Genomic DNA, 23,157 nt, shown 5'->3' with positions numbered 1-23,157 from the left:
TCAGGCGGCCACGCCGTACTTCTGGCGGTAGGCCAGCACGGCCTGGCGGTGCTCGGCGAACTCCGGGGCGTGCTCCATCAGCTTCAGGATGTCCGCCAGCGTGGCAATGCTGACGACAGGGATGCCGTAGGTGCGCGCCACGTCCTGCACGGCGGAATGCGCGGACAGCGCGTCGTCCGGGCCGGCACGCTCCATGCGGTCCAGCGCGATCAGGACGGCCGCGGGCTCGGCGCCCGCGGCGCGGATGATATCCACGGATTCGCGCACCGAGGTACCGGCGGTGATCACATCGTCGATGATCACGACCTTGCCCTTCAGCGGCGCGCCGACCAGCGTGCCGCCTTCGCCATGGTCTTTCGCTTCCTTGCGGTTGTAGGCGAAGGGGATGGTTCGCCCGCCCGCGCGCGGGTCGGCGGCCAGCGCCATGGCTGTCGCGGTGGCCAGCGGGATGCCCTTGTAGGCGGGACCGAACAGCATGTCGAAGGACAGCCCCGACTCCAGCAGGGCCCCGGCATAGAAGGCCCCCAGGCGGTTCATGCAGGCGCCGTCGCTGAACAATCCGGCATTGAAGAAATACGGACTGATGCGCCCCGATTTGACCTTGAAGCTGCCGAAGCGCAGCACGCCCTGGTCGAGGGCGAAACGGACGAACTGGACGGACGGGGCGGCGGAAGCGGTCATACGGTCACCGGAGACGAGGGAATTCGACAGAAACCGGAATTATGCCTGCTCCATCCCGCGACGCAGGCCGAACCCGCCCGTGCCGCCCGCAGCCTCGTCGCACGAAACAGATCGCCCCGACCCGGGACGCCGCGGATCCGGCTTTGCCGGTCCTCTGGCGTCGCCCCCTTGAGGGGGAAGCGCGCAGCGCTTCGGGGGTGGGCTCAATTTCAGGTACGCTAGCGGCCGTCTCCCTACCTGTCCCCGCCATGCTGCGCATTATCTCCGCCAATCTGAACGGCATCCGCTCGGCCGCCAACAAAGGCTTTTTCCCCTGGGTCGCCAAGCAGGACGCCGACTTCATCTGCTTGCAGGAACTGAAGGCCCAGGCCGCCGACATGACCCTGGAAATGCTCAACCCGCCGGGCCTGTACGGCTATTTCCACTACGCCGAAAAGAAAGGCTATAGCGGCGTCGGCATCTACGCCCGCACCCAGCCGCTACAGGTCATCGAGGGCCTGGGCGTGCCCGAGATAGACAGCGAAGGCCGCTACCTGGAGCTGGTCTACGACCGGCACTCGATCATTTCGGTCTACCTGCCGTCCGGATCCAGCGGCGAGCACCGCCAGACCGCCAAGTTCGCCTTCATGGAACACTTCTACACCCACCTGGCCACGCTGGTGAAATGCGGACGGCAGGTCGTGCTGTGCGGCGACTGGAACATCGCGCACAACGAGATCGACCTGAAGAACTGGAAGGGCAACAAGAAGAACAGCGGCTTCCTGCCGGAAGAACGCGCCTGGCTGACCAAGGTATTCGCCGACCTGGGCTGGATGGACGTCTACCGGCGCCTGCATCCGGAAGCCACCGGCGAGGCCTATACCTGGTGGAGCAACCGCGGCCAGGCCTGGGCCAAGAACGTCGGGTGGCGCATCGACTACCAGATCGCCACGCCCGAAATCGCCGCCGCGGCGAGGGCCGCCTCCATCTACAAGGACGAACGCTTCAGCGATCACGCCCCGCTGACGATCGACTACGACACGTCGCTGTAGCCCCCTCGCCCGGCTAGGCCGCCCGCAGGTCCCCGGCGGCCTGCATGAAGCGCTCCGCGGACATGGGGTGGCCCAGCAGGAAACCCTGCAACGAATCGCAGCCCAACCGGGTCAGGAATTCCTGCTGCTCCCGAGTCTCGACGCCTTCGGCGACGATCTGCAGATTGAGCGTCTGCCCCAGCGCGACGATGGCCGAAACGATGGCGGCATCCTCCGGATCGCGCTCCAGCTCGCGCACGAAGCCGCGGTCGATCTTCAATTCTGTCGCCGGCAGCCGCTTCAGGTACATCAGGCTGGAATAGCCGGTGCCGAAATCGTCTATCGATATCTTCACGCCCATCTCGTGCAGCTGGCCCAGCGTGGCCAGCGTGGCCTCCACATCGCGCATTGCCGTGGACTCGGTGATTTCCAGCGTCAGGCTGCGCGCCGGCAGCCCGTGCCGCGCCAGCGTGCTGCGCACCGCCTGTACCAGTCCGGCGTGATTGAACTGCTGCAGCGACAGGTTCACGGCCATGGACCATTCGGTCCGGCCCGTTTCGTACCAGGCCTTCATCTGGCGGCACGCCTCGTCCAGTACCCATTCTCCGATCTGGATGATGAGCCCGGTTTTTTCCGCCAGGGGGATGAACACCGCCGGCTGCACGATGCCGCGCACCGGATGGTTCCAGCGCACCAGCGCCTCGGCGCCGACCACGGCGCTGGACGCCGCATGGAATTTGGGCTGGTATTGCAGTATGAGTTCGTCGCGCACCAGGGCGTGGCGCAAATCGCGCAGCAGCTCGACCTGCGCCTGCACGTCCTGGTTCATCGATGCCTCGAAATAGCAATATGTATTGCGCCCGGACGATTTGGCGTAGTACATCGCGGCATCGGCATTGGCCAGCAGTTCGTGGTGGTCGATCCCGTTGCCGGGGTAGACGGCGATGCCGACGCTGACCGATACATGCAATTGGTGGCCATCGACCTCGAATTCATCCTCGATGATCCTGACCAGCTTGGACGCGATGGTAGAGGCATCCGCCGGATCCTCGACCTGCGCCACCAATACGAACTCATCGCCGCCCAGGCGGGCGATGGTGTCCTGCGCGCGCATGCTGGCACGGATGCGCGCCGCCACTTCGACCAGCAAACGGTCGCCGATGTGATGGCCATAGGCGTCGTTCACCGCCTTGAAGCCGTCCAGGTCCATGAACATCACGGCGAAGCAGGTGCGTTCGCGGGCTGACGTATGGATCGCCTGCTGCAGGCGGTCTTCCAGCAGCAGCCGGTTGGGCAGCTTGGTCAGGTTGTCGTGCAGCGCCAGGTATGTCAGTTCCTCGTTGGCCTCGGCCAGCGACGACGCCAGGATGGAGGTGCGCGCCTCCATGCGCTGGTCGAGCACGGAGGTAATCAGCGCGATGGCGATCACCGCCAGCGTGGCGACGATAATGACGATGGCCAGCCAGTTGCTGTCCACGCCGCTGCCCGCCGCGCCGCACACGCTGCCCAGCGGAAACCGGGCGGCGGCCATGCCCGTGTAATGCATGCCGACGATGGCAGCGCCCATGACCAGCGCGGCGGCGGCGCGCAGGGGCCGTGCACGGCGCACCGCCCGCCGCAACCGGAAGGCGATCCACATGGCGCAGCCGGAAGCGCCGACGGCGATCAGCACGGACAGCGTGAACAGCCCCGGCTCGTAGTCGATACCGGGCATCATGCGCAGTGCCGCCATGCCGGTATAGTGCATGCCGGCCACGCCGGCCCCCATCAGCAAGGCGCCGGTCCCCAGGCGCGACCAGGGCAAGGTAGGCTGGCAGACCAGCCACAGCGCGAACGCGGCCGAAACGATGGCGATGAGCAGGGAAAGCACGGTCAGGCCGACGTCGTAGCCCAGGGGAATGGGAAGGCTGAAGGCCAGCATGCCCACGAAATGCATGGCCCAGATCCCCAGCCCGCTCGCGACGGCGCCGCCACCCAGCCACCACCGCGCGGCATGTCCCCGTGCGGTGGCGATGCGGCCAGCCATATCGAGCGCTGCATACGAGGCCAGGACCGCCACGGCCAGCGAGCACAACACCAGCGCGCTGTTATAGCTCGCCCCGTACATATCCGATTCCTTGAAGACGCGGGCTGTGGCATCCGGCCACGCCCGCCCTTTCATGCGGGAAACGCCCTTCACGGAATATCGGCAGCGTTCGCTGGCAAATTAAGCCGCATTTACATATTGTTGTAATCTCAGTGCGTTACGAACGTCCATCGGGCTGCCGGACCACCAATACGTCGCACGGCGCCTTCTCGATCAATGCTTCCGCCACGCTGCCAATGGCCGTACGCAGTAAACCGGTGGTGCCATGCGTCCCCGTGACGAGGAGATCGCAGTCGGACTGGTCCGCGTAGGCGATCAGCACACGCTCGGCCAGTCCCGCAGCCACTTCTATCCGCGGTTTTTCGCTCCCGTGCATTTCCGGCGTGTTCTCCAGGAACTGATCGGCAGCCTCCTGGGCGGTGCGCTGGAACCCCTTGGCCGTAAGCGCGTCATTCCGATTGCCGGGCAGATCGAAGGCATGGAACAGCGTCAGCTCCTCCACCGGCACCAGGGCCAGGGCCGCGCGCAGCGCGACACGCGCCCCCTCGGAAAAATCGCAGGCGACCAGGGCGTTGCGATAAGGATGCCGGGCCCGGCGCTTGACAACCAGGATCGGCGTGGACGATATGCGCACCAGCTTCTCCACTGTCGTGCCCAGCAGGATGCGGCCCAGCGTTTCGTCGCGGGCGACGCCCGCGACGATCAGGCCGCAGCGCCGCTCTTCGGCGACCTGCCGCAGAAGACGGACCGGATCGCCGCACCGAACCATGATTTCCACGCCCGCATCGACGTCTTCCAGATCGCGCAGCAGCGCGCGGCGCGCCTGGGATTCCCTTTCGGCCGCCGGCCGCTGAGGCGTGGGCAATGCGCGCACCTGCGAATCGATGACGTGCAGCGCGATCACCGACGTACCGAGTTGACGGGCCAGCAACAGCGCGCGATCCAGGGCGCGGTCGCCGCGCGCGCTGAGGTCCGTGGCAAGGAGAATGGGCCCCGAAAAGCTTTGCATGATGGTCTCCCCGAATGATTCCCCGCCCCCGTGGTTCATTCTCGTTATCGCCGCGGCGGCCCTTCCCGGGCCGCGCGGCTACGGCACGGCTTGCCCGCGCACCAGCATGACATCGCTGGGCAGCGACTCCAGCAACCGTTCGGCGACGCTGCCCACCATCGCCCCCATGATGCCCTTCATGCGCTGCGCCCCGGCGACGACCAGATCGCAACGCGTCCGGAAGACATACTCGGACAATAGCGTTTCCGGTTCGCCATACTGCACGACCCTATCCGCCGGGACACCTGACGGCAGCCCCCTGACGCCTTCCAGGAACCGGTACATTTCGTGGTCCAGGTCGCGCTGCAGCGATTCGGGTGCCCGCGCGGCATCGCCGGGCATCCCCAGCGCGGTGTCGCAGGCATGGAACAGGGTCAAAGGCGTGTCCGTCATCCATTGCGCGGCAATCCGCAGCGCCTGGCCGGATTCCGGCGAGAAATCCGTCGCCACGACGCCGTTCGGATACGGACCGTGCGGGCGATTCTTGACCACCAGAACCGGCAGGGCCAGATGCCGCACCAGCTTGCGGACGGTGGACCCCAACAGCAATTTGCCCAGCGACTCGTTACGCCCGACACCGGTCACCACCAACCCGCAACCCGATGCTTGCGCCAGCAGCAGGATTTGTTCCGCCGGATCGCCGCTTTCGACGCGGATTTCGCTATCGATACCGGCGCCGGCCAGATCCAGGTTCAGCCGGTAGCGCGCCCATTCGCGGTGATCCTCGCTCAGGCGATGCCACGATGGTGCGCCGCCCGCGGCGGCGGACATGCCGGGCTCCAGCACATGCAGGGCAATGAGCCGCGCTTTCAGCTGCCGGGCCAGCACCACGGCGCGGTCCAGCGCGCGGTCGCCCTGTGCGCTGAGATCGGTGGCAAGAAGAATGGGGGCAGCGGCCTGCGTATGCGGGAACGTCGACATGATGGTCTCCGGAGTGCCGTGAAACCATTATCACCCGCCGCGACGGTTTTACGCCTGGTCCAGCGCCTGTATTTCCTGGCGCCGCAGGTAAAGCAGGACGAGCCCCGGCAACGCGATCAGCACCGTCACCAGGAAAAACCACGCCCAGCCCATCCTTTCCACCAGCACCGGCGTGAGCGGGCCGGCCAGGTAGGTGCGCCCCACCGCCGCGACGGCGGACAGCAGCGCATATTGGGTTGCCGAGAATTCCTGGCGGCACAGGGCCATGACCAGGGCCACGAACGCCGCCGTGCCCAGCCCGCCGCACAGGTTTTCCATGCCGACCGCGCCGACCATCAAGGGCAGGCTGCCGGGCTTGAGCGCCACGAGCCAGTAGCCCAGGTTGGAAACCGCCTGCAGCACGCCGAACAGCATCAGCGAACGATACAGGCCGATGCGGGCCATGATGGAACCGCCCGCCAGCGCACCGACGATCGTGGCGACCAGGCCCAGTACCTTGTTGACCGTTCCGACTTCGGTGGGCGTGAAGCCGCCGCCGCGCAGCAGGAAAGTGGTCGACAGGGCGCCCGCGAAAGCGTCGCCAAGCTTGTACAGCACGATCAGGGTAAGCAGCCCCAGCGCGCCGCGCCGCGAGAAGAATTCCCGCAGCGGGTCGGCCACGGCTTCCATCAGGCTGGGCGGCGCCGCCGCGGGGTGATCGGGCTCCGGCGCCCACAACGTCGCCAGCATACCCACCGCCATCAGGCCGCCCATCAGCACGTAGGTATTGCCCCAACCCAGCCAGCCGTCGGCCAGGATCAAGGCGAGGCCGCCGGACACCAGCATGGCGATGCGATAGCCCAGCACCTTGATCGCCGCGCCCGCGCCGCGCTCCTGCTTGCGCAGCACGTCCGTGCTGTAGGCGTCGAAGGCGATGTCCTGCGTTGCCGAGAAGAACGCCACGGCCACCGCCAGCATCGCCAGCGGCAACAGGGCGCTGTCCGGCGACAGCAGCCCCATGCCGGCAATACCCGCCGCCAGCGCCAGCTGGGTCGCCAGCATCCAGCCGCGCCGCCGCCCCAGCACGGGAACGGCATAGCGGTCCACCAACGGCGCCCATAGGAACTTCAGGGTATAGGCCGTGCCCACCAGGGTGAGGAATCCGATGTCCTGCAGCGAGACGCCCGCCACGGTGGCCCAGGCCTGCAAGGTACCGCCGGTCAGCGCCAGCGGCAGGCCGCTGGAAAAACCGAGCGCCAGCATGGGCGCGACACGTCGGCTGGCATAAATGTGGGCAGCGTATGAAATACGTGATCTCCGTGACGGGTAGCGCGAACGCGCGCGCTTAGCCGGCGGTGAAGCGATAGACCGCCAGGGTACTGCGCCAGCCCGGCAGCAGCCGCACCTCGCGGTCGTCGTTGAAAGTTGCCCGCTGCAGGATGCGCAGCCCCAGCTTGGCGGCCAGGTCCTCGAAATCCCGCAGCGTGCACAGGTGTATGTTGGGCGTGTTGTACCACTCGTACGGCATTTGCCCCGTCACCGGCATGCGCCCGCGCAGGATGGACCAGCCGTGCGGCCAATAGCCGAAGTTGGGGAAGGATACGACGCCGTAGCGCGCGACGCGCGCCATCTCGCGCAGGATGTGTTCGCTGCGATGCATGGACTGAAGCGTCTGCGACAGCACCACCGTATCGAACTGCTTTTCGTCGAACAGGGCCAGGCCATCTTCGAGGTTTTGCTGGATGACGTCCACCCCCCTGCGCACGCAGGCGATCACATAGTTGTCATCTATTTCAACGCCAGCGCCACGGACCTGTCGCTCGTCGCGCAGCCAGGCCAGCAGTTCGCCGTCGCCGCAGCCCAGGTCCAGTACCCGCGAGCCGGGGGTGATCCAGCTGGCGATGCGCGCCAGGTCGGCGCGCAATTCGGTCGTCGTCGCAGACGCGCTCATTCCGCTCCCCTGTGCTCGATGGCGCGAGGCGGCAGCCCCAATTCATGCGCGATGCGGTCGTAATACGCCCGCACGACCGCGTGATAGCGGGAATCGTCCAACAGAAAGGCATCGTGGCCGTGCGGCGCGTCGATCTCGGCATAGGTGACAGGCCGGCCGTTCTTCAGCAGCGCCCGCACCATCTCGCGCGAGCGTTCGGGTGGGAAGCGCCAGTCCGTGCTGAACGACACCAGCAGGAAACCGGCCCGCGCGGCCGCCAGCGCGCGCGCCAGATCGCCACCGTGCGTGCGGGCGGGATCGAAGTAATCCAGCGCCCGCGTGATCAGCAGATAGGTATTGGCGTCGAAATAGCGCGAGAACTTCTCGCCCTGGTAGCGCAGGTAGGACTCCACTTCGAATTCGACGTCATAACCATAGCGGTATTCGCCGTTGGCGCCCGGCGCGCGCTGCGTGCGGCCGAACTTTTCGGCCATGTCGTCCTGGGACAGATACGTGATGTGCCCGATCATGCGCGCCACCGCCAGGCCTCGATGCGGTACGGTCCCGTGCGCATAGTAATCGCCGCCGTGGAAATCCGGGTCGGTAATGATGGCGCGCCGCGCCACTTCGTTGAAGCCGATATTCTGGGCCGACAGGCGCGGCGTGCTGGCGATCACCACGCAATGCGCGACGCGTTCGGGACAGGCGGTGGCCCAGCCCAGCGCCTGCATCCCCCCCAGCGATCCCCCCATGACGGCGGCGAAGCGTTCGATGCCGAAGTGGTCCGCCACCCTGGCCTGCGCGTGCACCCAGTCTTCGACGGTCAGGACGGGGAACGCGGCGCCCCAGGGCTTGCCGGTTTCCGGGTTGATGCTGGCGGGCCCCGTGGAACCGAAGCACGACCCCAGGTTATTGATGCCGATCACGAAAAAGCGCTCGGTATCCACCGGCTTGCCCGGGCCGACCATGTTGTCCCACCAGCCGATGTCCGCGGGGTCGTCGGCGGAGATACCGGCGACATGGTGCGAAGCGTTCAGCGCGTGGCACACCAGCACCGCGTTGCTGCGCTGGGCATTCAGGGTGCCATACGTTTCCACCGCCAGCTCGTAGGACGGCAGCGACTGGCCGCTGGCCAATTGCAGGGGTTCGGTGAACTTCAGGAAGACCGGCGCCACCACACCGACGGAACGCGCGGCGCCTTCGGGAGGGGCGGCCGCGGCGCCACCGGCAGTGCCGGCCGCGGGCGTGCCATCTGCCATGCCCGCGACCGGGGATGGCGAAGAACTGGATTGCGTGTCGGCGGATTCCGGGGAAACGGCCACGCCGGGGGATTGCTCGATGGTTGCAGTCATGCAGACCTCTTTAGCTGGATTTATCAGGCGCCCGCAAGCGGATCAGGCAAATCGGCGCCAACCGAATGAATGGCAGATTCTAGCACCGGCGCGGATGCCGGTCGGCTGGCCCGCGGAATCGCGGCCGCAATTCCCCTTCGTGTCATCCCTGGGCAGTGCCCGCCCCGCTATTGCAAGATCGCCGCCTTCCCACGCTTCACCCCTCGCCGCGACGGCAGCGATCCCCGATGCCAGAAATGAAGTTGTCAGAACGCGAGGCCGCCTGCCTGCAGTGGGCCGCCGCCGGCAAGACCAGCCGGGAAACCGCCATGATTCTGGGCGTCAGCGAGCGGACCGTGAACTTTCATTTGCAGAACGCCTGCAGAAAACTCTGCGCGCGCAACCGCCGTGCGGCGGTCGCCACGGCCCTGACCTGCGGCCTGCTGGCCGCGTGCCGCATCGGCGGCGGCAGCGGCTGAAGCCTGCACCGCGGAACCGCCCGCGCGGCAGGCACGCAGCGCCGCAACCCGCGTAGCGGACGGTACTTCCGGCTAGGCGCCCTCATTGCGCGAAACGCAAGGAACCGACGAATTCCCGCGCCTGCGCCGCGGGCAGGCCGTTCTCCGACCCGGTGGCCACCGCCTCGACCAGCAGGCCGCCCTGCACCCAGACCCGTCCCAGGGCCCAGACGGGCCGGCCCCCGGCATGGCCGCGCACCTCGATATCGGCCCCATAGGCCGGCGGCGTGGCGGGCGGCGCGGCACCCAGGTTCGCGTACAGCGCGCGCACCAGGGCGTCGGCCAGTTCGCGTTGGCCCGCGGGATCCACGGCGAGGGCCGGCGGCAACGGCGCGTAGCCCACCGCGAACGCCGCGTCGCCGACGCGCGCCGAGGTCAGGGAAAATCGCAGGTCGCGGCCTCCCAGCCGGATATCGCGCGTGTCGGTCGCCGGACGGTCCGGAAACGCGGCGCGCGCGGCGCCGTCGGCGATCAGGACTTCCCGCCAGTTATACGTAGGCGAGCACGCGGCCAGCAACAGCGCGCACAGCGCCACACAGGCCGCGCGCCGGGAGGGCCGGCGCGCGGCCTTCCCGCCGGCGTCGCGGCCCCCCACTGATTCGCGCATCGCGTATGGTTGTTGCCTGATCGCTTCGTCCATATTGCCGGCCAACTGGCGGTATAACGGTGATATGCCATTGTCGCCCATGCCGTATCCGGCCCTGGAGCGCCAGGGCCATTATCCCTGGCGGCCGGGGGTTACTCCACGCAGCCGTGGACGCACCCCGTAAAATCAGCCTCCATCTACCTGGACCATAAGAAGCCCCGCCGTGACCGATATCTCCGCTCGTCGCCTTGCCCGCCTGGATGCCAATCGGGATCTGCTATCCCTTACCCTGCGCGGCATCGAAAAAGAAGGCCTGCGGATCGACGCCCATGGCCAGTTGTCGCGCAGGCCGCACCCGGCGGCGCTGGGCTCGGCACTGACCAACGAACACGTAACGACAGACTACTCCGAGGCCCTCCTGGAATTGATCACCGGCACGCAGGGCAATGTGGCGGGCCTTATCGGCGAACTCGAAGACATCCACCGGTTCGTCTATGCCAACCTGGGCGATGAACTCATCTGGAATCAATCCATGCCGGCGGTGCTGCCGGACGAGGCCGACATCCCCATTGCCTGGTACGGCACCTCCAATACCGGCATGCTCAAGCATGTGTATCGGCGCGGCCTGGCCCATCGCTACGGCAAGACGATGCAGTGCATCGCGGGCGTGCACTACAACTTTTCGCTGGACGACCGTATCTGGGATCTTCTCGAACACCCCGGCGCCGACGAGCAGGAGCGCCGTTCGTCCGGGTACATCGCACTGATCCGCAATTTCACGCGCTTTTCGTGGCTCTTGATGTACCTGTTCGGTGCCGCGCCCGCCCTGTCGAAGGACTTCCTGCGCGGCCGCGACCACCCGCTGCAGACGCTCGGCGCGGATACCCTGTACCTGCCCTACGCCACCAGCCTGCGCATGGGCGACCTGGGCTACCAGAACCCGGCGCAGTCGCAGCTCAAGCCCTGCTACAACGACCTGTCCACCTTTCTGCAGCGCCTGTATTCGGCCGTTACCATGCCCTGGCCCGCCTACGAGGCAATCGGTACGCATCGCGATGGCGAATGGATCCAGCTGAACACGAACATCCTGCAGATCGAAAACGAGTACTACTCCAGCATCCGCCCGAAGCGCGCTACGGGGCGCGGCGAACGCCCGATTACGGCCCTGGCAGAGCGTGGCGTTCAGTACGTCGAAGTGCGCTGCCTGGATATCGATCCCTTCGAACCCGTCGGTATCGCCGCCGACACCGCGCGTTTCGTCGACGCGTTTCTGCTGTTTTGCGCCACGGCCGAAAGCCCCTACTTCGACGAAGCGGGCTTCTGTAGCAAAAGCGCGAGCAATTTCAACCGCGTGGTCAATGAAGGCCGCAAACCCGGCCTGGAACTCATGCGCGACGGCACGCCGACTTCTTTGCGCGAGTGGGGCAAGGAACTGCTGGACCGCATCGTGCCCTATGCCGAATTGCTGGACGCGGCCTACGGCGGCCGGGCATACCGGCAAGCCGTCGCTGCGCAGGCGGGCAAACTGGACGAACCGCAGTCGACCCCGTCCGCCCGCCTGCTGGACGACCTGAAGCGCACGGGTGCCGGCTTCCTGGAGTACACCCTGGCGCAGAGCAGCCGCCATGCGCGCGCCCTGCTGGACACGCCCCTGCCGTCCGACAAGGCGGCGGCGTATGCGGAAATGGCCCGTGCCTCGCTGGCCGGGCAGGCCGCCATCGAGGCCGGCGACACGATCGACTTTGACACATACGTGTCACGTTTCCATCAGGCCCTGAAACCGCCGACGGCGGCCTCGACGCGCGTATGATGTAGCGCGGCGCCGGGCGTATCGTGTCCCGGCTTGCGTGCATCCTGTCCGCGGGGATACCCATGCATCTTCGGGCGTGTATAGCGTGCTTGTGTGTAGGCGGCCTGGCCGCCGCGATACCGGCAATGGCGGCAAAGCCGGCCGATCCCGTACCGGTCCCTTCCGTGGATCTGCACAGCTACCTGGGCACATGGTACGAAATCGCCCGGCTGCCCCGTTTCTACCAGCGCTATTGCGCCAGCGACAGCATCGCCCGGTATTCGGTGCGGGACGCAGACAGCATCAACATCGAAAACAGCTGCCGCACCGCGGAAGGCGACATCCGGACGGCGCACGGCCGGGCGGAACCGGTTCCCGGCAGCAATAACGCCAAACTGGAGGTCACCTTCCTGCCTCCGTTTACCGGCGATTACTGGATCATCGGCCTGGCCCCCGACTACAGCTGGTCCGTGGTCGGCTCCCCCGGGCGCAAGTCGCTATGGATACTATCCCGCACGCCACGGCTGCCGCCGGCCGAGCTGAACAAGGCCAGGTCCATCGCGCAGTCGGAAGGCTACCCCGTCGATAAGCTGGTGTACACGCCGCAAAGCGACGCCAAGGCGGCAGCGCAGTAGCGCGCGTTTCGTCGCGGCGCAGCCAGCGGCGGCCGCCATGCGCCTGCCAAAGGCGGCGGCACCATCATCCCGACTAGGCCGTCAGGCCGATCTCTTGGGGTTAGTCCCGACGTTCAGCCAATTGTCAACGTGGCGACATACGCGTGTAATGCACGAAAGCCAGCAGGTACGCCCGCGAAGAAGCGACCAATAGAACGATATCCACGATGCGCGCCGGACGCGTGCCTCGAAGCTGGCGGATAGGCAGAGCACTGGTTGGGAAGTCAGGTTCCATACAAAACGATGGTCCTTTAGCAGCCAACAGGAGACACATGCCATGCAACGCCAGACTCGTTCTCGCCGCACATTCCTGTCGGGCGCCACTGCGGCGGCCGGCGTGGCCGCCCTGGGCTTTCCGTCGATCGCCCCCGCGCAAGCACCCATCACGCTCCGCTTCCAAAGCACCTGGCCTTCCAAGGATATTTTTCACGAGTTCGCCCAGGACTACGCCCGCAAGGTCAACGATATGGCGGCCGGCCAGCTCCGTATCGAAGTCCTGCCGGCGGGCGCGGTAGTCAAGGCCTTCGACCTGCTGGACGCGGTATCCGCCGGGACACTGGACGGCGGTCATGGCGTGGTCGCGTACTGGTACGGCAAGAACACCGCCGTCGCGCTGTGGGGATCGGGACCGGCCTTCGGTATGGACGCCAACATGCTGCTGGCCTGGCATGAATATGGCGGCGGCAAGGAGCTGCTGGAAGAAATCCAGAAGGCGATGGGCGTCAACGTGGTGTCGCTGATGTACGGCCCGATGCCGACACAACCCTTCGGCTGGTTCAAGAAACCGGTGTCGCGGGTGGAAGAGATGAAGGGCGTGAAGTTCCGCACGGTCGGGCTTGCGATCGACATGTATACGGCGATGGGCGCGGCGGTGAACGCACTGCCCGGCGGCGAGATCGTGCCCGCGCTCGATCGCGGCCTGCTCGACGGCGCGGAATTCAACAATGCCTCATCAGACCTGGCGCTGGGCTTTGCCGATGTTTCCAAGGTCTGCATGCTGCAAAGTTTCCACCAGTGTGCCGAGCAATTCGAAATCCTGTTCAACAAGGACCGGTACGCCGCCCTGCCCGAACACCTGAAGCATTTGCTGCGCTACGCCGCGCAAGCGTCCAGCGCGGACATGTCGTGGAAGGCCGTGAACCGCTATTCGGAGGACTACCTGGTCCTGCAGAACCAGCGCAACGTCAAGTTCTACAAAACGCCGGACGCGATCCTGCAGCAGCAATTGAAGATCTGGGACGAGATGATTGCGCGGCGCTCGGCGGAAAACCCGCTGTTCAAGAAAGTGCTGGATTCGCAAAAGGCCTTCGCCCAACGCGCCGGCAAATGGCAGGGCGATACGCAGGTGAACTATCGCATGGCCTACAACCATTATTTCGCCCCTGCCAGGGCCTGACGAAGTCGCCGGAAATCATCCGCCATGGCGTGACCGCAGGAGGCCTGCCTTTCCCATGATGGCGTTCATCCGTTTCATCGACCGGTTGTCGACCGCCGTGGGAAAGGCCTTCGCCTGGCTGATCCTCGCGCTGACCCTGCATGTCTGCTGGGAAGTCCTGGCGCGCTATCTGCTCCATCGTCCCAGCGCCTGGGCCTTCGACATGCAGGTGATGTACTACGGCATCATGTTCATGATGGCCGGCGCCTACACGCTGGCGAAGAACGGCCATGTCCGCGGGGACATCCTCTACGGCTTCCTGCGGCCGCGGGTACAGGCGGGACTGGACCTTATCCTGTACCTGGTGTTCTTCGTGCCGGGAGTCACCGCGCTGGTGTGGGCCGGCTGGTACTACGCGGGAGAATCCATCGCCATCCGCGAGCACTCGTCACTGATGGCCGACGGCCCGCCCATCTATCCCTTCAAGGTCTTCATTCCCCTTGCCGGCGCCTTCCTGCTGCTGCAAGGCAGCGCGGAAATCTGCCGCTGCCTGCTGTGCCTGCGCCACGGTGCGTGGCCGCGGCGCGCCGACGATGTCGAAGAGGTCGACGTCGACAAGCTGAAGCGGATGGTACATGCCAAGGACATCGCCGTACCGGATCAGGGATATCGCTCATGAAGACGAACAGGGCCGTGTGGTTCGGCTTTTCCTGCATCGGCATCGTCGTGGCGATGATCGCTTTCCTGACGCCATGGGGCAGCCTCACTTCCGCCCATATCGGGCTGCTGATGCTGGCCTTGATCGTCGTGGCCATCATGCTGGGTTTCCCCACGGCATTTACCCTGATGGGCATGGGCGTGCTGTTCACGTTCTTCTCCTATTCCATGCAAGGCGACGGGTTCTCGCCGCGCGCGGTAAGGCAGACGCTGGACCTGATGGTGCAGCGTACCTACGCCACCATGACCAACGAATCGCTGATTTCCATCCCGCTGTTCGTGTTCATGGGCTACCTGGTCGAGCGGGCCAACCTGATCGAAAAACTGTTCCGTTCCATGCACCTGGCGCTGGCACGCCTGCCCGGCGCGCTGGCGGTGGCCACGCTGCTGACCTGCGCGATCTTCGCCACGGCAACCGGCATCGTCGGCGCCGTAGTGACCTTGATGGGCCTGCTGGCCATGCCCGCCATGCTCAAGGCGGGATACAGCATCGGCCTGACGTCCGGCTCCATCACGGCGGGCGGCTGCCTGGGTATCCTGATTCCGCCATCGGTGATGCTGATCGTCTACGGCGCGACCAGCGGCGTATCGGTGGTGCAGCTGTACGCCGGCGCCCTGTTCCCCGACCTCATGCTGGCGGGTCTCTATGTCGTCTACGTCATCGTTCTTTCCGCGCTGCGGCCGGACCTCGCGCCCCCCTTGGCCGCCGCCGAAAGATTGATCCCCCTGCCGGACGATGCCGCCCGCGTGGCGCGCGCGCATCCGGGCAACGCGATGGCCGGCCTGCTGGGCGCGCTGTTCCGGCCGCGTCCGGCCGCCACCGCCGCAGCGCGCCCGTTCCTGTGGACCTATCTGGCCGTGGCGCTGGCGCCGCTGGCACTGTTCGCCCTGGTCATGGGCACCGTGCACACGATGGTGACGACACCCGCCGCGGTCTATGAAGTCCCGGAAGAACTGCGGCTGGGATCGGGCACCGGCGCGCCTTATGGCGCCAGCCTGGGGGAACCGGGCGGACTGGCCGAGCCCCCGGGGCTTACGGAGCCCGCGGGCGCCATGCAAGCCGTCCCGCAGCCGGGCGACCTGGCGGAACCGCCCGGGTCGGGCACATTGGCCGAGCCGCCGGGCGCCCTGGCCGGGCCACCCGCCGCCGCCAGCCCGTCCCTGGCGCCGGTTATGGGCTCGCCGCGCGCTGCATCGCCCGGCGGCGCGGCGGCGCCATTGCAAGACGCCCCTTCGGGCGATAGCCAACGCCTGCCGGCGCCGGACGGCTACTGGATAGGGTTCGCGATATGCGCCGTCATCGTGGCGGCCTTCTACCTGCTGCTGAACTGGCAGCGGCTGCTGATCTTTCGCCTCCTGATGGAATCGTTCTTCCCTTTGGCCATCCTGATCGCCGCCGTGCTGGGGTCCATCACCTTCGGTCTGGCCACGCCCAGCGAAGCCGCGGCCATGGGCGCGTTGGGCGGGGCTTTGCTCGCCCTCGCCTATCGCCGGATGAAGCTGCCGATGCTGAAGGAATCCGTCTACCTGACCGCCAAGACCACGGCCATGGTCTGCTGGCTGTTCGTCGGTTCGTCGATATTCTCCGCCGCCTTCGCCCTGCTGGGCGGACAGGCCCTGGTCGAATCCTGGGTGCTTTCGCTGGGCCTGAGCAAACTGGAATTCCTGGTACTGGCGCAGGTCATCATCTTCCTGCTGGGATGGCCGCTGGAATGGACCGAGATCATCGTGATCTTTATGCCGATCTTCGTACCGCTATTGGCCGCTTTCGACATCGACCCCCTGTTCTTCGGACTCCTGGTGGCGCTGAACCTGCAGACGGCCTTTCTTTCCCCGCCGGTGGCCATGTCCGCCTTCTACCTGAAGGGTGTGGCGCCGCGGCACGTCACCCTGAACCAGATTTTCCTGGGCATGATGCCTTTCATGGGCATACAGATCGTCGCCATCCTGTTGCTCTACGCTTTCCCCGGCATCGGCCTGTGGCTTCCCAAACTGCTGTACGACTGAACCGGAGGCACACCATGAAGCCGCATCGCACCATCTCCGCCTGCATGGCGGCGTTCGCCCTGGCACTGGCGGCCAGCGCCGCCGCCCATCACGGCTGGTCCTGGGCCGACACGGACCAGATCAAACTGGCCGGCGTCGTCAAGAAGGTGGTGATCGCGCCGCCACACCCGCACCTGGATGTGCAAACACCCGATGACGGACTATGGCGCGTAGAGCTGGGCAATCCCACCCAGACACGGGAATCCGGCTTCAACGAACAGTCCGCCCGCATCGGCCAATCCGTCACGGTGGTGGGCAACCGCGCCCGCGATCACGCCGAAAAGCGCATGAAGGCGGTGCAGATCTCCGTGGGTGGAAAGACCTACGACATATATCCGGAACGCATCCGGCGATGAACCTGGACACTTTCGTGCAATGGGTATCCGGCCTGCCGCCCGCCCAGTTCCTGCGCGATTCCAGCATAGGCTACCTGCTGGTCAATGCCACGCACATCGTGGCCCTGGGTGTGCTGGCCGGCTCGATCACGGCGCTGGACCTGCGCCTGCTGCGCCGGCGCGGCACCCTGCCGCTGCGCGAGTTCGGCCCTTACCTGTCGCACCTGGCGGCGGCCGCGCTGGCCTGCGCCATCGTCACGGGCATGCTGCTGTTTTCCGTCAAGGCGGACGAGTACGTAAAGAACCCCGCCTTCCTGATCAAGCTTGCCGTGATCGGCCTGGCCATCCTGAACGCCGTGTGGCTGCACGCCGGTCCGCACTGGCGCCGCGCGCTGCGGGAACCGGAAATCCCACGCGCCTTGCGCCTGCATGCCGCCGCGTCCCTGGTGTTCTGGCTGGGTGCCATCGTGGCGGGACGCTGGATCGGCTTCCTCTAGGGTCCGCCTGTCGCGAAAGCCGCCTCCCGCGCCGGCGGCCGATCCTAGCGGGTTTTCTTGACGGCCATCGCCACCGCGTCGCCCATTTCCTCCGTGCCGACACGCTGGCAGCCGGGCTGCATGATATCGGGCGTGCGGTAGCCCTCCGCGAGGACGGCGCGCACGGCGGCTTCCACCCGGTCGGCATTGGCCGCCTGATCGAAGCTGTAGCGCAGCATCATCGCCATGGACAGAATGGACGCGATCGGGTTGGCCAGGTTCTTGCCCGCGATGTCGGGCGCCGTACCGTGCACCGGCTCGTACAGCCCCTTCTGGCCGTAGCTGAGCGACGCGGAAGGCAGCATGCCGATCGAGCCCGTCAGCATCGCCGCGGCGTCCGAAAGAATGTCGCCGAAGATATTGCCGGTCACCATCACGTCGAATTGCTTGGGATTGCGCATCAGCATCATCGCCGCCGCGTCCACGAACAGATGGGTCAGTTCGACGTCGGGATAATCCTTGCCCACCTTGATCACCACCTCGCGCCATAGCTGGCCGACTTCCAGCACATTGGCCTTCTCCACCGAACACACCTTCTTGCGGCGGCCGCGCGCGGCCTTGAAGGCGACGTGGGCGATGCGCTCGACTTCGGATTCGCTGTAGCGCATGGTGTTGAACCCTTCGCGCTCGCCCTTCTCGTTGACCCGGATGCCGCGCGGCTCGCCAAAATACGCGTCGCCGTTGAGCTCGCGCATGATCAGCAAGTCCAGGCCATCGATGACTTCGGGCTTGAGCGTGGACGCGTCGATCAGCTCCGGAAACAGGAACACCGGGCGGAAATTGGCGAAGAGCTCCAGTTCCTTGCGCAGGCGCAGCAGGCTGGCGCCCGGCCGCATCGCGTAGGGGATCGCTTCGTCGCCGGGAATGCCCGCCGCGCCGAACAGGATGGCGTCGGCCTTGCGTGCGATCTCCGACGTCGCGGCCGGCAGCGGATCGCCGGCGGCATCGACGCCCGCGCCGCCGATCGCGGCCTCGACCAATTCCACGTTCGCGCCGGAGCCCAGCACGGCGTGCAACACCTTGACCGCCTGCGCGGTAACTTCCTTGCCGATGCCGTCGCCCGGCATGACTGCGATTTTCATGGGTATCCTCTGTTCGGTATTCAGGAGTCAAGCGGCGCTAGGCGGCGGATGCATCATGCTGCCGCTCGAAGGCGGCGATGCGATCGCCCAGCGTAAGGGTGTAGTCGAGTTCGTCCATGCCTTCGAGCAGGCATTGCCGCGAGAAGGCATCGATCTGGAATGCGTGCGTGCCGCCGTCCGGTGCCGTGACGGTCTGCGTAACCAGGTCCACCACGATATGCGCGCCCGGGCTGTCCTGCACCGCGCGCAGCAGCGCGGCGACGGTCTCGTCGGGCAGAACGATAGGCAACAGACCGTTCTTCAGCGAGTTCGAAAAGAAAATATCGCCGAAGCTGGGCGCGATAACGGCGCGCACGCCGTAGTCGTACAACGCCCATACGGCGTGTTCGCGCGACGAGCCGCAACCGAAATTACGCTGCGCCACGACGATGCGGGCCGGCCGGTAGGACGGCTGGTTGAGGATGAAATCGGGGTTTTCCGAGCCATCCTTGGCAAAGCGCAGGTCGCGGAAAAGATAGGCGCCGAAGTCGTCGGTGCGCGGCTTCTGCAGATAGCGTGCCGGGACGATCTGGTCGGTATCGACGTTGGACCGCGGCACCGGCAGCGCCACGGCATCGACTCGTTGGAAGGCTTCCATCATCAGCTCCTGTCCAGCAAGGGGCGCGGATCGGCCAGATGGCCGGTCACGGCGGCGGCCGCCGCCATCGCGGGACTCATCAGGTGGGTACGCGAACCCGGCCCTTGCCGTCCGACAAAATTGCGGTTGGACGTCGAGGCACAGCGCTGGCCCGGCGCGACGGTATCGCCGTTGGTCGCCAGGCACATCGAGCAGCCCGCGTAGCGCCACTCGAAACCGGCGTCGAGGAAGACCCGGTCCAGTCCCTCCTGTTCGGCCTGCAGCTTGACCTGCTGCGAACCGGGCACGACCCACGCGCGCACCCCCTGGGCGACACGCTTGCCGCGCGCCACGGCAGCGGCCTGGCGCAGATCCTCGATACGGCCATTGGTGCAGGACCCGATGAACACACGGTCCACCGTCACGTCCGTCAGGGGCATGCCGGGCGTCAAACCCATGTATTCCAAGGTGCGCGCCATCGCCGCCCGCCGTCCGGCATCGGCGGCGCTATCCGGATCCGGCACCCGGCCGGAAATGGGCAAGGCGTCCTCGGGGCTGTTGCCCCAGGTCACCATGGGCTGCAGGGACGAACCGTCCAGCACCACTTCGCGGTCGAAGCGCGCCCCGGGGTCCGTCGGCAGCGCGCGCCATTGCGCGATCGCGCGGTCCCATTCGGCACCCGAAGGCGCATAGGGCCGCCCGTGCAGCCAGGCAAAGGTCGTGTCGTCGGGCGCCACCATGCCGGCACGCGCGCCGGCCTCGATCGACATATTGCAGACGGTCATGCGCCCTTCCATGGACAGCGCCTCGATAGCCGGGCCGGCATACTCGATGACGTGGCCGGTCGCGCCGGCGGCGCCGATCCTGGCGATGATCCCCAGGATGATGTCCTTGGCGGCCACCCCCGGCTGCAGGCGCCCCTGCACCACCACACGCATCGTCGGCGGCTTGCGCTGCCAGATCGATTGCGTCGCCAGTACGTGGGCCACTTCCGATGCGCCGATGCCGAAGGCGAAGGCGCCCATGGCGCCGTGCGTGGCGGTATGGCTGTCGCCGCAGACGATCAGCATGCCCGGCAGGCTCAGGCCCTGCTCGGGCCCGACCACATGGATGATGCCCTGGCGCGGGTCGTCCAGCCCGAAGAACTGCATGCCCGCATCCTTGGCATCCTGCCGCAAGGCATCGGCCATGGCGCGTTTTTCCGGGTCGGCGATCGTGGACAGGTCGCGCGTATCCGTGGGTACGTAATGATCGGGCGTAGCGAAACTGCGCTGCGGGCTGCGCACTTTCAGGCCGCGTTGCCGCAGCATCGCGAAAGCGGGCGCCGAACCGTCCTGAACCAGATGGCGATCGACGTAGAGCAGGCTGGTACCGTCGTCACGCTGCAGGACCTGGTGCCGCGACCAGATTTTGTCGAACAGCGTACTAGGCGCGGGGGCAGAAGACATGGCTGAATGGCAGTCCGATAAAGGTTGAGGGAATCGGCGCGTTCAATCGAGCTTGGCGCCGGACAATTCCACGATGGGCTTGTAGCGCTGGATCTCTTCGTTGATGAAGCGGGTGAACTCCGCCGGCGTACCGCCGCCGATCTCCGCGCCGTAGTCCAGCATGCGCTGGCGGATTTCGGGGTTCTTCAGCACCGCGTTGGTCGCTTTGCTGAGCTTGTCTACGACGTCCTGGGGCATGCCCTTCGGGCCCATCAGGCCATACCATGACGAGGCATAGACGTTCTTCACGCCCAGCTCGTCCAGGGTCGGCACGTCGGGCAGTTGCGCGTTGCGCTGGCGCGATGCCACCGCCAGCGCGCGCAGCTTGCCGGCCTTGACCATGGGCAGGCAGGTCGTCGTGTCCAGCATCAGCGACACGTGGCCCGCCATCAGGTCGGCTTCGGCCGGCGCCGTGCCCTTGTACGGCACATGGACGATGTTGATCTTGGTCGCGTCCATGAATTGCACGGCCGCCAGGTGCTGCGACGACCCCACGCCGGCCGAACCATAGTTCAGCTTACCGGGGTTGGCCTTGGCGTAGGCGACCAGGTCCTGCATGGTCTTGAACGGCGACGAGGCCGGCACGACTAGGATGTTGGGCACCGCCGATACATAGGTAATGGGCGTGAAGTCCTTGACCGGGTCGAAGCCCAGGTGGGAATACAGGTAGACGTTGATGGCGTTGGGGCTGATGGAGCCCATCAACAGGTTGTAGCCGTCCGCCGGCTGGCGCATCGCCAGCTCCGTGCCGATGTTGCCCCCCGCGCCGGACCGATTATCGACAATCACGGGATGGCCCAGCTCCTGGGACAAGCCTTGCGCCACCAGGCGCCCCATGGTGTCCACACCCCCGCCCGGGGGCCAGGGGACGATCATCTTGATCGGGTGGTCGGGGTACTGCGCCTGCGCGGCGCTACAGGCGGCCAGCATTAGGGCGGCCAGCCAGGCATGCAGTTTCTTCATGATTGTCTCCGTATTTTTTGTGGTGATACGGGCGTTATTCTTGGCCGTGGCCTTCTGGCCGGCAAGGCAAATTAAGGCATGTCAGCTATGATCAATACTCATAGCACTCTGGAGCAGGCCATGACCCGTCGCCTCCCGCCGCTGAACGCACTGCGCGCCTTCGAGGCTTCCGCGCGCAATGCCAGCTTTACCCGTGCCGCGGAAGAACTCTGCGTCACCCAGGGCGCGGTCAGCCGCCATGTCGCCTCGCTGGAGGACTGGACCAAGGCGCAACTGTTCGTGCGCGGCCGCCATGGCATCGAACTGACCGGACCGGGACAGGCCTACTTCCGCACGATCAAGGCCGCGCTGGACCAGATCGAACAGGCGACCCGGCAGTTGCAGCAGCAGCCGGACGATCGCTGCCTGCGCATCAAGCTGCCGCCGACCTTCGCCATCAAATGGCTGGTGCCCAGGCTGGCGCGCTTTCACGCCGCGCGGCGCGACATCGATGTACAGATCACCACCTCCCATCTGCGCGCCGATTTCGATCGCGAGGATGTGGACATCAGCATCCATTCGGAGGCACGGACACCGTCGGGCCCCGGCTACCGCCGACTGTTCGGCGAAACGCTGCTGCCCGTTTGCGCGCCCGGGCTGTTGAACAAGGAGCCGCGGCTGGAAAGGCCCGAAGACCTTGCCGATCACGTCCTGCTGTGTTCCTTGAACCGCCCCAACGACTGGCCCACGTGGCTATCGGCGGCAGGCGTCGGCCATATCGACGGCAACAGCGGCCTGAAGTTCGAGAACGCCGCCCTGGCCTACCAGGCCGCCATCGACCAATTGGGCGTCATGGTCGCGCAGCTGGCCTTCGTCAGCGACGACCTGCTGGCAGGACGGCTGGTGGCGCCGCTGCCCCAGCGCACCGACACCGGCGGCGCCTATGTGCTGGCGTATCGCAGCGACCGGCCCAAGCCGGAACGCGTGCAGGCATTTGAAGCATGGATCGTGAAGGAAGCGGAAGAGATGGAGTCCCGCCTGCTAATGTCGTAACGGCAGCTTTTCCGCGACACGACCGTTGTCCTTCGTCATCGAAAGGAGCAGGCCAATGAGCACAACGCCCATCACCCCGCTACACGACCCGGCGTCCCCGCCCCTGGATCGCAACGAAACGCCGCTCGCCCATCAGGGATGTTCTACCGATTCCGGGACCGCGTTACCCCACCCGGAGGAGATGAAGCTGTCCATGGAGTGTTCGATGGGCAAAGCGGCATCGATGAAGTGCGCGATCCGCGCAACGCCAGCAGGCCTGGCAGCGACCGCGCTACTGGTCTCGGCAGTCCTGGTACCGCTGGTATGGCTGATGCGCGATCGGCGAAGGCGGGATGCTTGAACGGTCATCTTTGCCATGCGGCACCGAACTCATGCCCATCGCCCGTCTACGGGATAGGGCCTGCGATCACGCATT

Annotated in this window: 22 protein-coding genes and 1 riboswitch; of the genes, 10 read left to right on the top strand and 12 right to left on the bottom strand. The window is 66.1% G+C overall.

Features of this window, described 5'->3' with window-relative positions:
• Positions 1-681, bottom strand: a complete 681-nt coding sequence (gene pyrE, locus ACO1P8_RS16515) for an orotate phosphoribosyltransferase (RefSeq protein WP_486296968.1) — start codon at positions 679-681, stop codon at positions 1-3.
• Positions 682-929: 248 nt separating this feature from the next.
• On the opposite strand from pyrE, the gene ACO1P8_RS16510 reads away from it, so the two are divergent.
• Positions 930-1,712: an exodeoxyribonuclease III gene (locus ACO1P8_RS16510; protein ID WP_486296967.1), complete on the top strand. Its 783-nt coding sequence runs from the start codon at positions 930-932 to the stop codon at positions 1,710-1,712.
• A 13-nt stretch (positions 1,713-1,725) separates the two neighbouring features.
• Here the strand turns inward: ACO1P8_RS16510 and ACO1P8_RS16505 are convergent, their stop codons facing one another.
• The 6 genes from ACO1P8_RS16505 to metX form a co-directional block, all read right to left on the bottom strand.
• Positions 1,726-3,798 carry a putative bifunctional diguanylate cyclase/phosphodiesterase gene (locus ACO1P8_RS16505; protein WP_486297082.1) on the bottom strand — a complete coding sequence of 691 codons (2,073 nt, stop codon included), beginning with the start codon at positions 3,796-3,798 and terminating at the stop codon, positions 1,726-1,728.
• Between the two features lie 136 nt (positions 3,799-3,934).
• The gene (locus ACO1P8_RS16500; RefSeq protein WP_486296966.1) at positions 3,935-4,786 is read right to left on the bottom strand and encodes a universal stress protein; all 852 of its coding nucleotides are present in this window, start codon (positions 4,784-4,786) and stop codon (positions 3,935-3,937) included.
• Between the two features lie 78 nt (positions 4,787-4,864).
• Positions 4,865-5,746: a universal stress protein gene (locus tag ACO1P8_RS16495; protein WP_486296965.1), complete on the bottom strand. Its 882-nt coding sequence runs from the start codon at positions 5,744-5,746 to the stop codon at positions 4,865-4,867.
• A gap of 48 nt (positions 5,747-5,794) precedes the next feature.
• Positions 5,795-7,033 carry a muropeptide transporter gene (locus ACO1P8_RS16490; RefSeq protein WP_486297081.1) on the bottom strand — a complete coding sequence of 413 codons (1,239 nt, stop codon included), beginning with the start codon at positions 7,031-7,033 and terminating at the stop codon, positions 5,795-5,797.
• A gap of 37 nt (positions 7,034-7,070) precedes the next feature.
• Entirely contained in the window at positions 7,071-7,676 is a 606-nt protein-coding gene (gene metW / locus ACO1P8_RS16485) for a methionine biosynthesis protein MetW (RefSeq protein ID WP_486296964.1), read from the bottom strand.
• The gene (gene metX, locus ACO1P8_RS16480; RefSeq protein WP_486297080.1) at positions 7,673-8,914 is read right to left on the bottom strand and encodes a homoserine O-succinyltransferase MetX; all 1,242 of its coding nucleotides are present in this window, start codon (positions 8,912-8,914) and stop codon (positions 7,673-7,675) included. The genes metW and metX overlap by 4 nt, the downstream gene beginning before the upstream one ends.
• An 82-nt stretch (positions 8,915-8,996) precedes the next feature.
• A riboswitch (SAM riboswitch) is annotated at positions 8,997-9,075 on the bottom strand.
• A 159-nt stretch (positions 9,076-9,234) separates the two neighbouring features.
• Between metX and ACO1P8_RS16475 the strand changes: the two genes are divergently transcribed.
• Complete coding sequence (locus ACO1P8_RS16475) at positions 9,235-9,465, top strand: LuxR C-terminal-related transcriptional regulator (RefSeq protein WP_486296963.1); 231 nt, start codon at positions 9,235-9,237, stop codon at positions 9,463-9,465.
• 82 nt (positions 9,466-9,547) lie between these two features.
• On the opposite strand, the gene ACO1P8_RS16470 is transcribed toward ACO1P8_RS16475, so the two are convergent.
• Positions 9,548-10,192 (bottom strand): hypothetical protein, encoded by a 645-nt coding sequence (locus ACO1P8_RS16470; protein WP_486296962.1) that lies wholly within the window; start codon positions 10,190-10,192, stop codon positions 9,548-9,550.
• 121 nt (positions 10,193-10,313) lie between these two features.
• Between ACO1P8_RS16470 and gshA the strand changes: the two genes are divergently transcribed.
• From gshA to ACO1P8_RS16435, 7 genes are all read left to right on the top strand, one after another.
• Positions 10,314-11,900: a glutamate--cysteine ligase gene (gshA, locus tag ACO1P8_RS16465; RefSeq protein WP_486296961.1), complete on the top strand. Its 1,587-nt coding sequence runs from the start codon at positions 10,314-10,316 to the stop codon at positions 11,898-11,900.
• A 125-nt stretch (positions 11,901-12,025) separates the two neighbouring features.
• Complete coding sequence (locus tag ACO1P8_RS16460; RefSeq protein ID WP_486296960.1) at positions 12,026-12,514, top strand: lipocalin family protein; 489 nt, start codon at positions 12,026-12,028, stop codon at positions 12,512-12,514.
• 316 nt (positions 12,515-12,830) lie between these two features.
• A complete protein-coding gene (locus ACO1P8_RS16455; RefSeq protein WP_486296959.1) occupies positions 12,831-13,949 on the top strand; it encodes a TRAP transporter substrate-binding protein in 1,119 nt (372 codons plus the stop codon).
• 55 nt (positions 13,950-14,004) lie between these two features.
• Positions 14,005-14,607, top strand: a complete 603-nt coding sequence (locus ACO1P8_RS16450) for a TRAP transporter small permease subunit (protein ID WP_486296958.1) — start codon at positions 14,005-14,007, stop codon at positions 14,605-14,607.
• Entirely contained in the window at positions 14,604-16,652 is a 2,049-nt protein-coding gene (locus tag ACO1P8_RS16445) for a TRAP transporter large permease (protein WP_486296957.1), read from the top strand. The genes ACO1P8_RS16450 and ACO1P8_RS16445 overlap by 4 nt, the downstream gene beginning before the upstream one ends.
• Positions 16,653-16,666: 14 nt before the next feature.
• Positions 16,667-17,047: a DUF6152 family protein gene (locus ACO1P8_RS16440; RefSeq protein WP_486296956.1), complete on the top strand. Its 381-nt coding sequence runs from the start codon at positions 16,667-16,669 to the stop codon at positions 17,045-17,047.
• Positions 17,044-17,523: a DUF6644 family protein gene (locus tag ACO1P8_RS16435; RefSeq protein ID WP_486296955.1), complete on the top strand. Its 480-nt coding sequence runs from the start codon at positions 17,044-17,046 to the stop codon at positions 17,521-17,523. Before ACO1P8_RS16440 ends, ACO1P8_RS16435 begins: the two co-directional genes overlap by 4 nt.
• Before the next feature lie 44 nt (positions 17,524-17,567).
• On the opposite strand, the gene leuB is transcribed toward ACO1P8_RS16435, so the two are convergent.
• Genes leuB through ACO1P8_RS16415 form a run of 4 tightly spaced genes read right to left on the bottom strand, consistent with a single transcriptional unit; the run spans position 17,568 to position 21,710 of the window.
• Positions 17,568-18,644, bottom strand: a complete 1,077-nt coding sequence (gene leuB / locus ACO1P8_RS16430) for a 3-isopropylmalate dehydrogenase (protein ID WP_486296954.1) — start codon at positions 18,642-18,644, stop codon at positions 17,568-17,570.
• A gap of 37 nt (positions 18,645-18,681) precedes the next feature.
• Complete coding sequence (leuD, locus tag ACO1P8_RS16425) at positions 18,682-19,281, bottom strand: 3-isopropylmalate dehydratase small subunit (protein WP_486297079.1); 600 nt, start codon at positions 19,279-19,281, stop codon at positions 18,682-18,684.
• 2 nt (positions 19,282-19,283) lie between these two features.
• A complete protein-coding gene (gene leuC / locus ACO1P8_RS16420; RefSeq protein WP_486296953.1) occupies positions 19,284-20,708 on the bottom strand; it encodes a 3-isopropylmalate dehydratase large subunit in 1,425 nt (474 codons plus the stop codon).
• 42 nt (positions 20,709-20,750) lie between these two features.
• Positions 20,751-21,710: a Bug family tripartite tricarboxylate transporter substrate binding protein gene (locus tag ACO1P8_RS16415; RefSeq protein WP_486296952.1), complete on the bottom strand. Its 960-nt coding sequence runs from the start codon at positions 21,708-21,710 to the stop codon at positions 20,751-20,753.
• A 120-nt stretch (positions 21,711-21,830) separates the two neighbouring features.
• Between ACO1P8_RS16415 and gcvA the strand changes: the two genes are divergently transcribed.
• Positions 21,831-22,742: a transcriptional regulator GcvA gene (gene gcvA / locus ACO1P8_RS16410; protein WP_486296951.1), complete on the top strand. Its 912-nt coding sequence runs from the start codon at positions 21,831-21,833 to the stop codon at positions 22,740-22,742.
• The last annotated feature ends 415 nt before the right edge of the window (positions 22,743-23,157 follow it).

This window comes from Bordetella sp., assembly GCF_057362025.1.
The sequence above is the reverse complement of the archived record's forward strand: the minus strand, read 5'-3'. Positions and strand labels throughout refer to the sequence as shown.

Coding starts and splice junctions, on each gene's coding strand:
- ACO1P8_RS16475 (WP_486296963.1), top strand. CDS start 9,235: ATGCCAGAAATGAAGTTGTCAGAACGCGAGGCCGCCTGCCTGCAGTGG.
- pyrE (WP_486296968.1), bottom strand. CDS start 681: ATGACCGCTTCCGCCGCCCCGTCCGTCCAGTTCGTCCGTTTCGCCCTC.
- ACO1P8_RS16495 (WP_486296965.1), bottom strand. CDS start 5,746: ATGTCGACGTTCCCGCATACGCAGGCCGCTGCCCCCATTCTTCTTGCC.
- ACO1P8_RS16435 (WP_486296955.1), top strand. CDS start 17,044: ATGAACCTGGACACTTTCGTGCAATGGGTATCCGGCCTGCCGCCCGCC.
- ACO1P8_RS16415 (WP_486296952.1), bottom strand. CDS start 21,710: ATGAAGAAACTGCATGCCTGGCTGGCCGCCCTAATGCTGGCCGCCTGT.
- leuC (WP_486296953.1), bottom strand. CDS start 20,708: ATGTCTTCTGCCCCCGCGCCTAGTACGCTGTTCGACAAAATCTGGTCG.
- leuB (WP_486296954.1), bottom strand. CDS start 18,644: ATGAAAATCGCAGTCATGCCGGGCGACGGCATCGGCAAGGAAGTTACC.
- leuD (WP_486297079.1), bottom strand. CDS start 19,281: ATGGAAGCCTTCCAACGAGTCGATGCCGTGGCGCTGCCGGTGCCGCGG.
- ACO1P8_RS16440 (WP_486296956.1), top strand. CDS start 16,667: ATGAAGCCGCATCGCACCATCTCCGCCTGCATGGCGGCGTTCGCCCTG.
- metX (WP_486297080.1), bottom strand. CDS start 8,914: ATGGCAGATGGCACGCCCGCGGCCGGCACTGCCGGTGGCGCCGCGGCC.
- ACO1P8_RS16505 (WP_486297082.1), bottom strand. CDS start 3,798: ATGTACGGGGCGAGCTATAACAGCGCGCTGGTGTTGTGCTCGCTGGCC.
- ACO1P8_RS16455 (WP_486296959.1), top strand. CDS start 12,831: ATGCAACGCCAGACTCGTTCTCGCCGCACATTCCTGTCGGGCGCCACT.
- ACO1P8_RS16510 (WP_486296967.1), top strand. CDS start 930: ATGCTGCGCATTATCTCCGCCAATCTGAACGGCATCCGCTCGGCCGCC.
- ACO1P8_RS16450 (WP_486296958.1), top strand. CDS start 14,005: ATGATGGCGTTCATCCGTTTCATCGACCGGTTGTCGACCGCCGTGGGA.
- ACO1P8_RS16460 (WP_486296960.1), top strand. CDS start 12,026: ATGGCGGCAAAGCCGGCCGATCCCGTACCGGTCCCTTCCGTGGATCTG.
- gcvA (WP_486296951.1), top strand. CDS start 21,831: ATGACCCGTCGCCTCCCGCCGCTGAACGCACTGCGCGCCTTCGAGGCT.
- metW (WP_486296964.1), bottom strand. CDS start 7,676: ATGAGCGCGTCTGCGACGACGACCGAATTGCGCGCCGACCTGGCGCGC.
- ACO1P8_RS16500 (WP_486296966.1), bottom strand. CDS start 4,786: ATGCAAAGCTTTTCGGGGCCCATTCTCCTTGCCACGGACCTCAGCGCG.
- ACO1P8_RS16445 (WP_486296957.1), top strand. CDS start 14,604: ATGAAGACGAACAGGGCCGTGTGGTTCGGCTTTTCCTGCATCGGCATC.
- ACO1P8_RS16470 (WP_486296962.1), bottom strand. CDS start 10,192: ATGGGCGACAATGGCATATCACCGTTATACCGCCAGTTGGCCGGCAAT.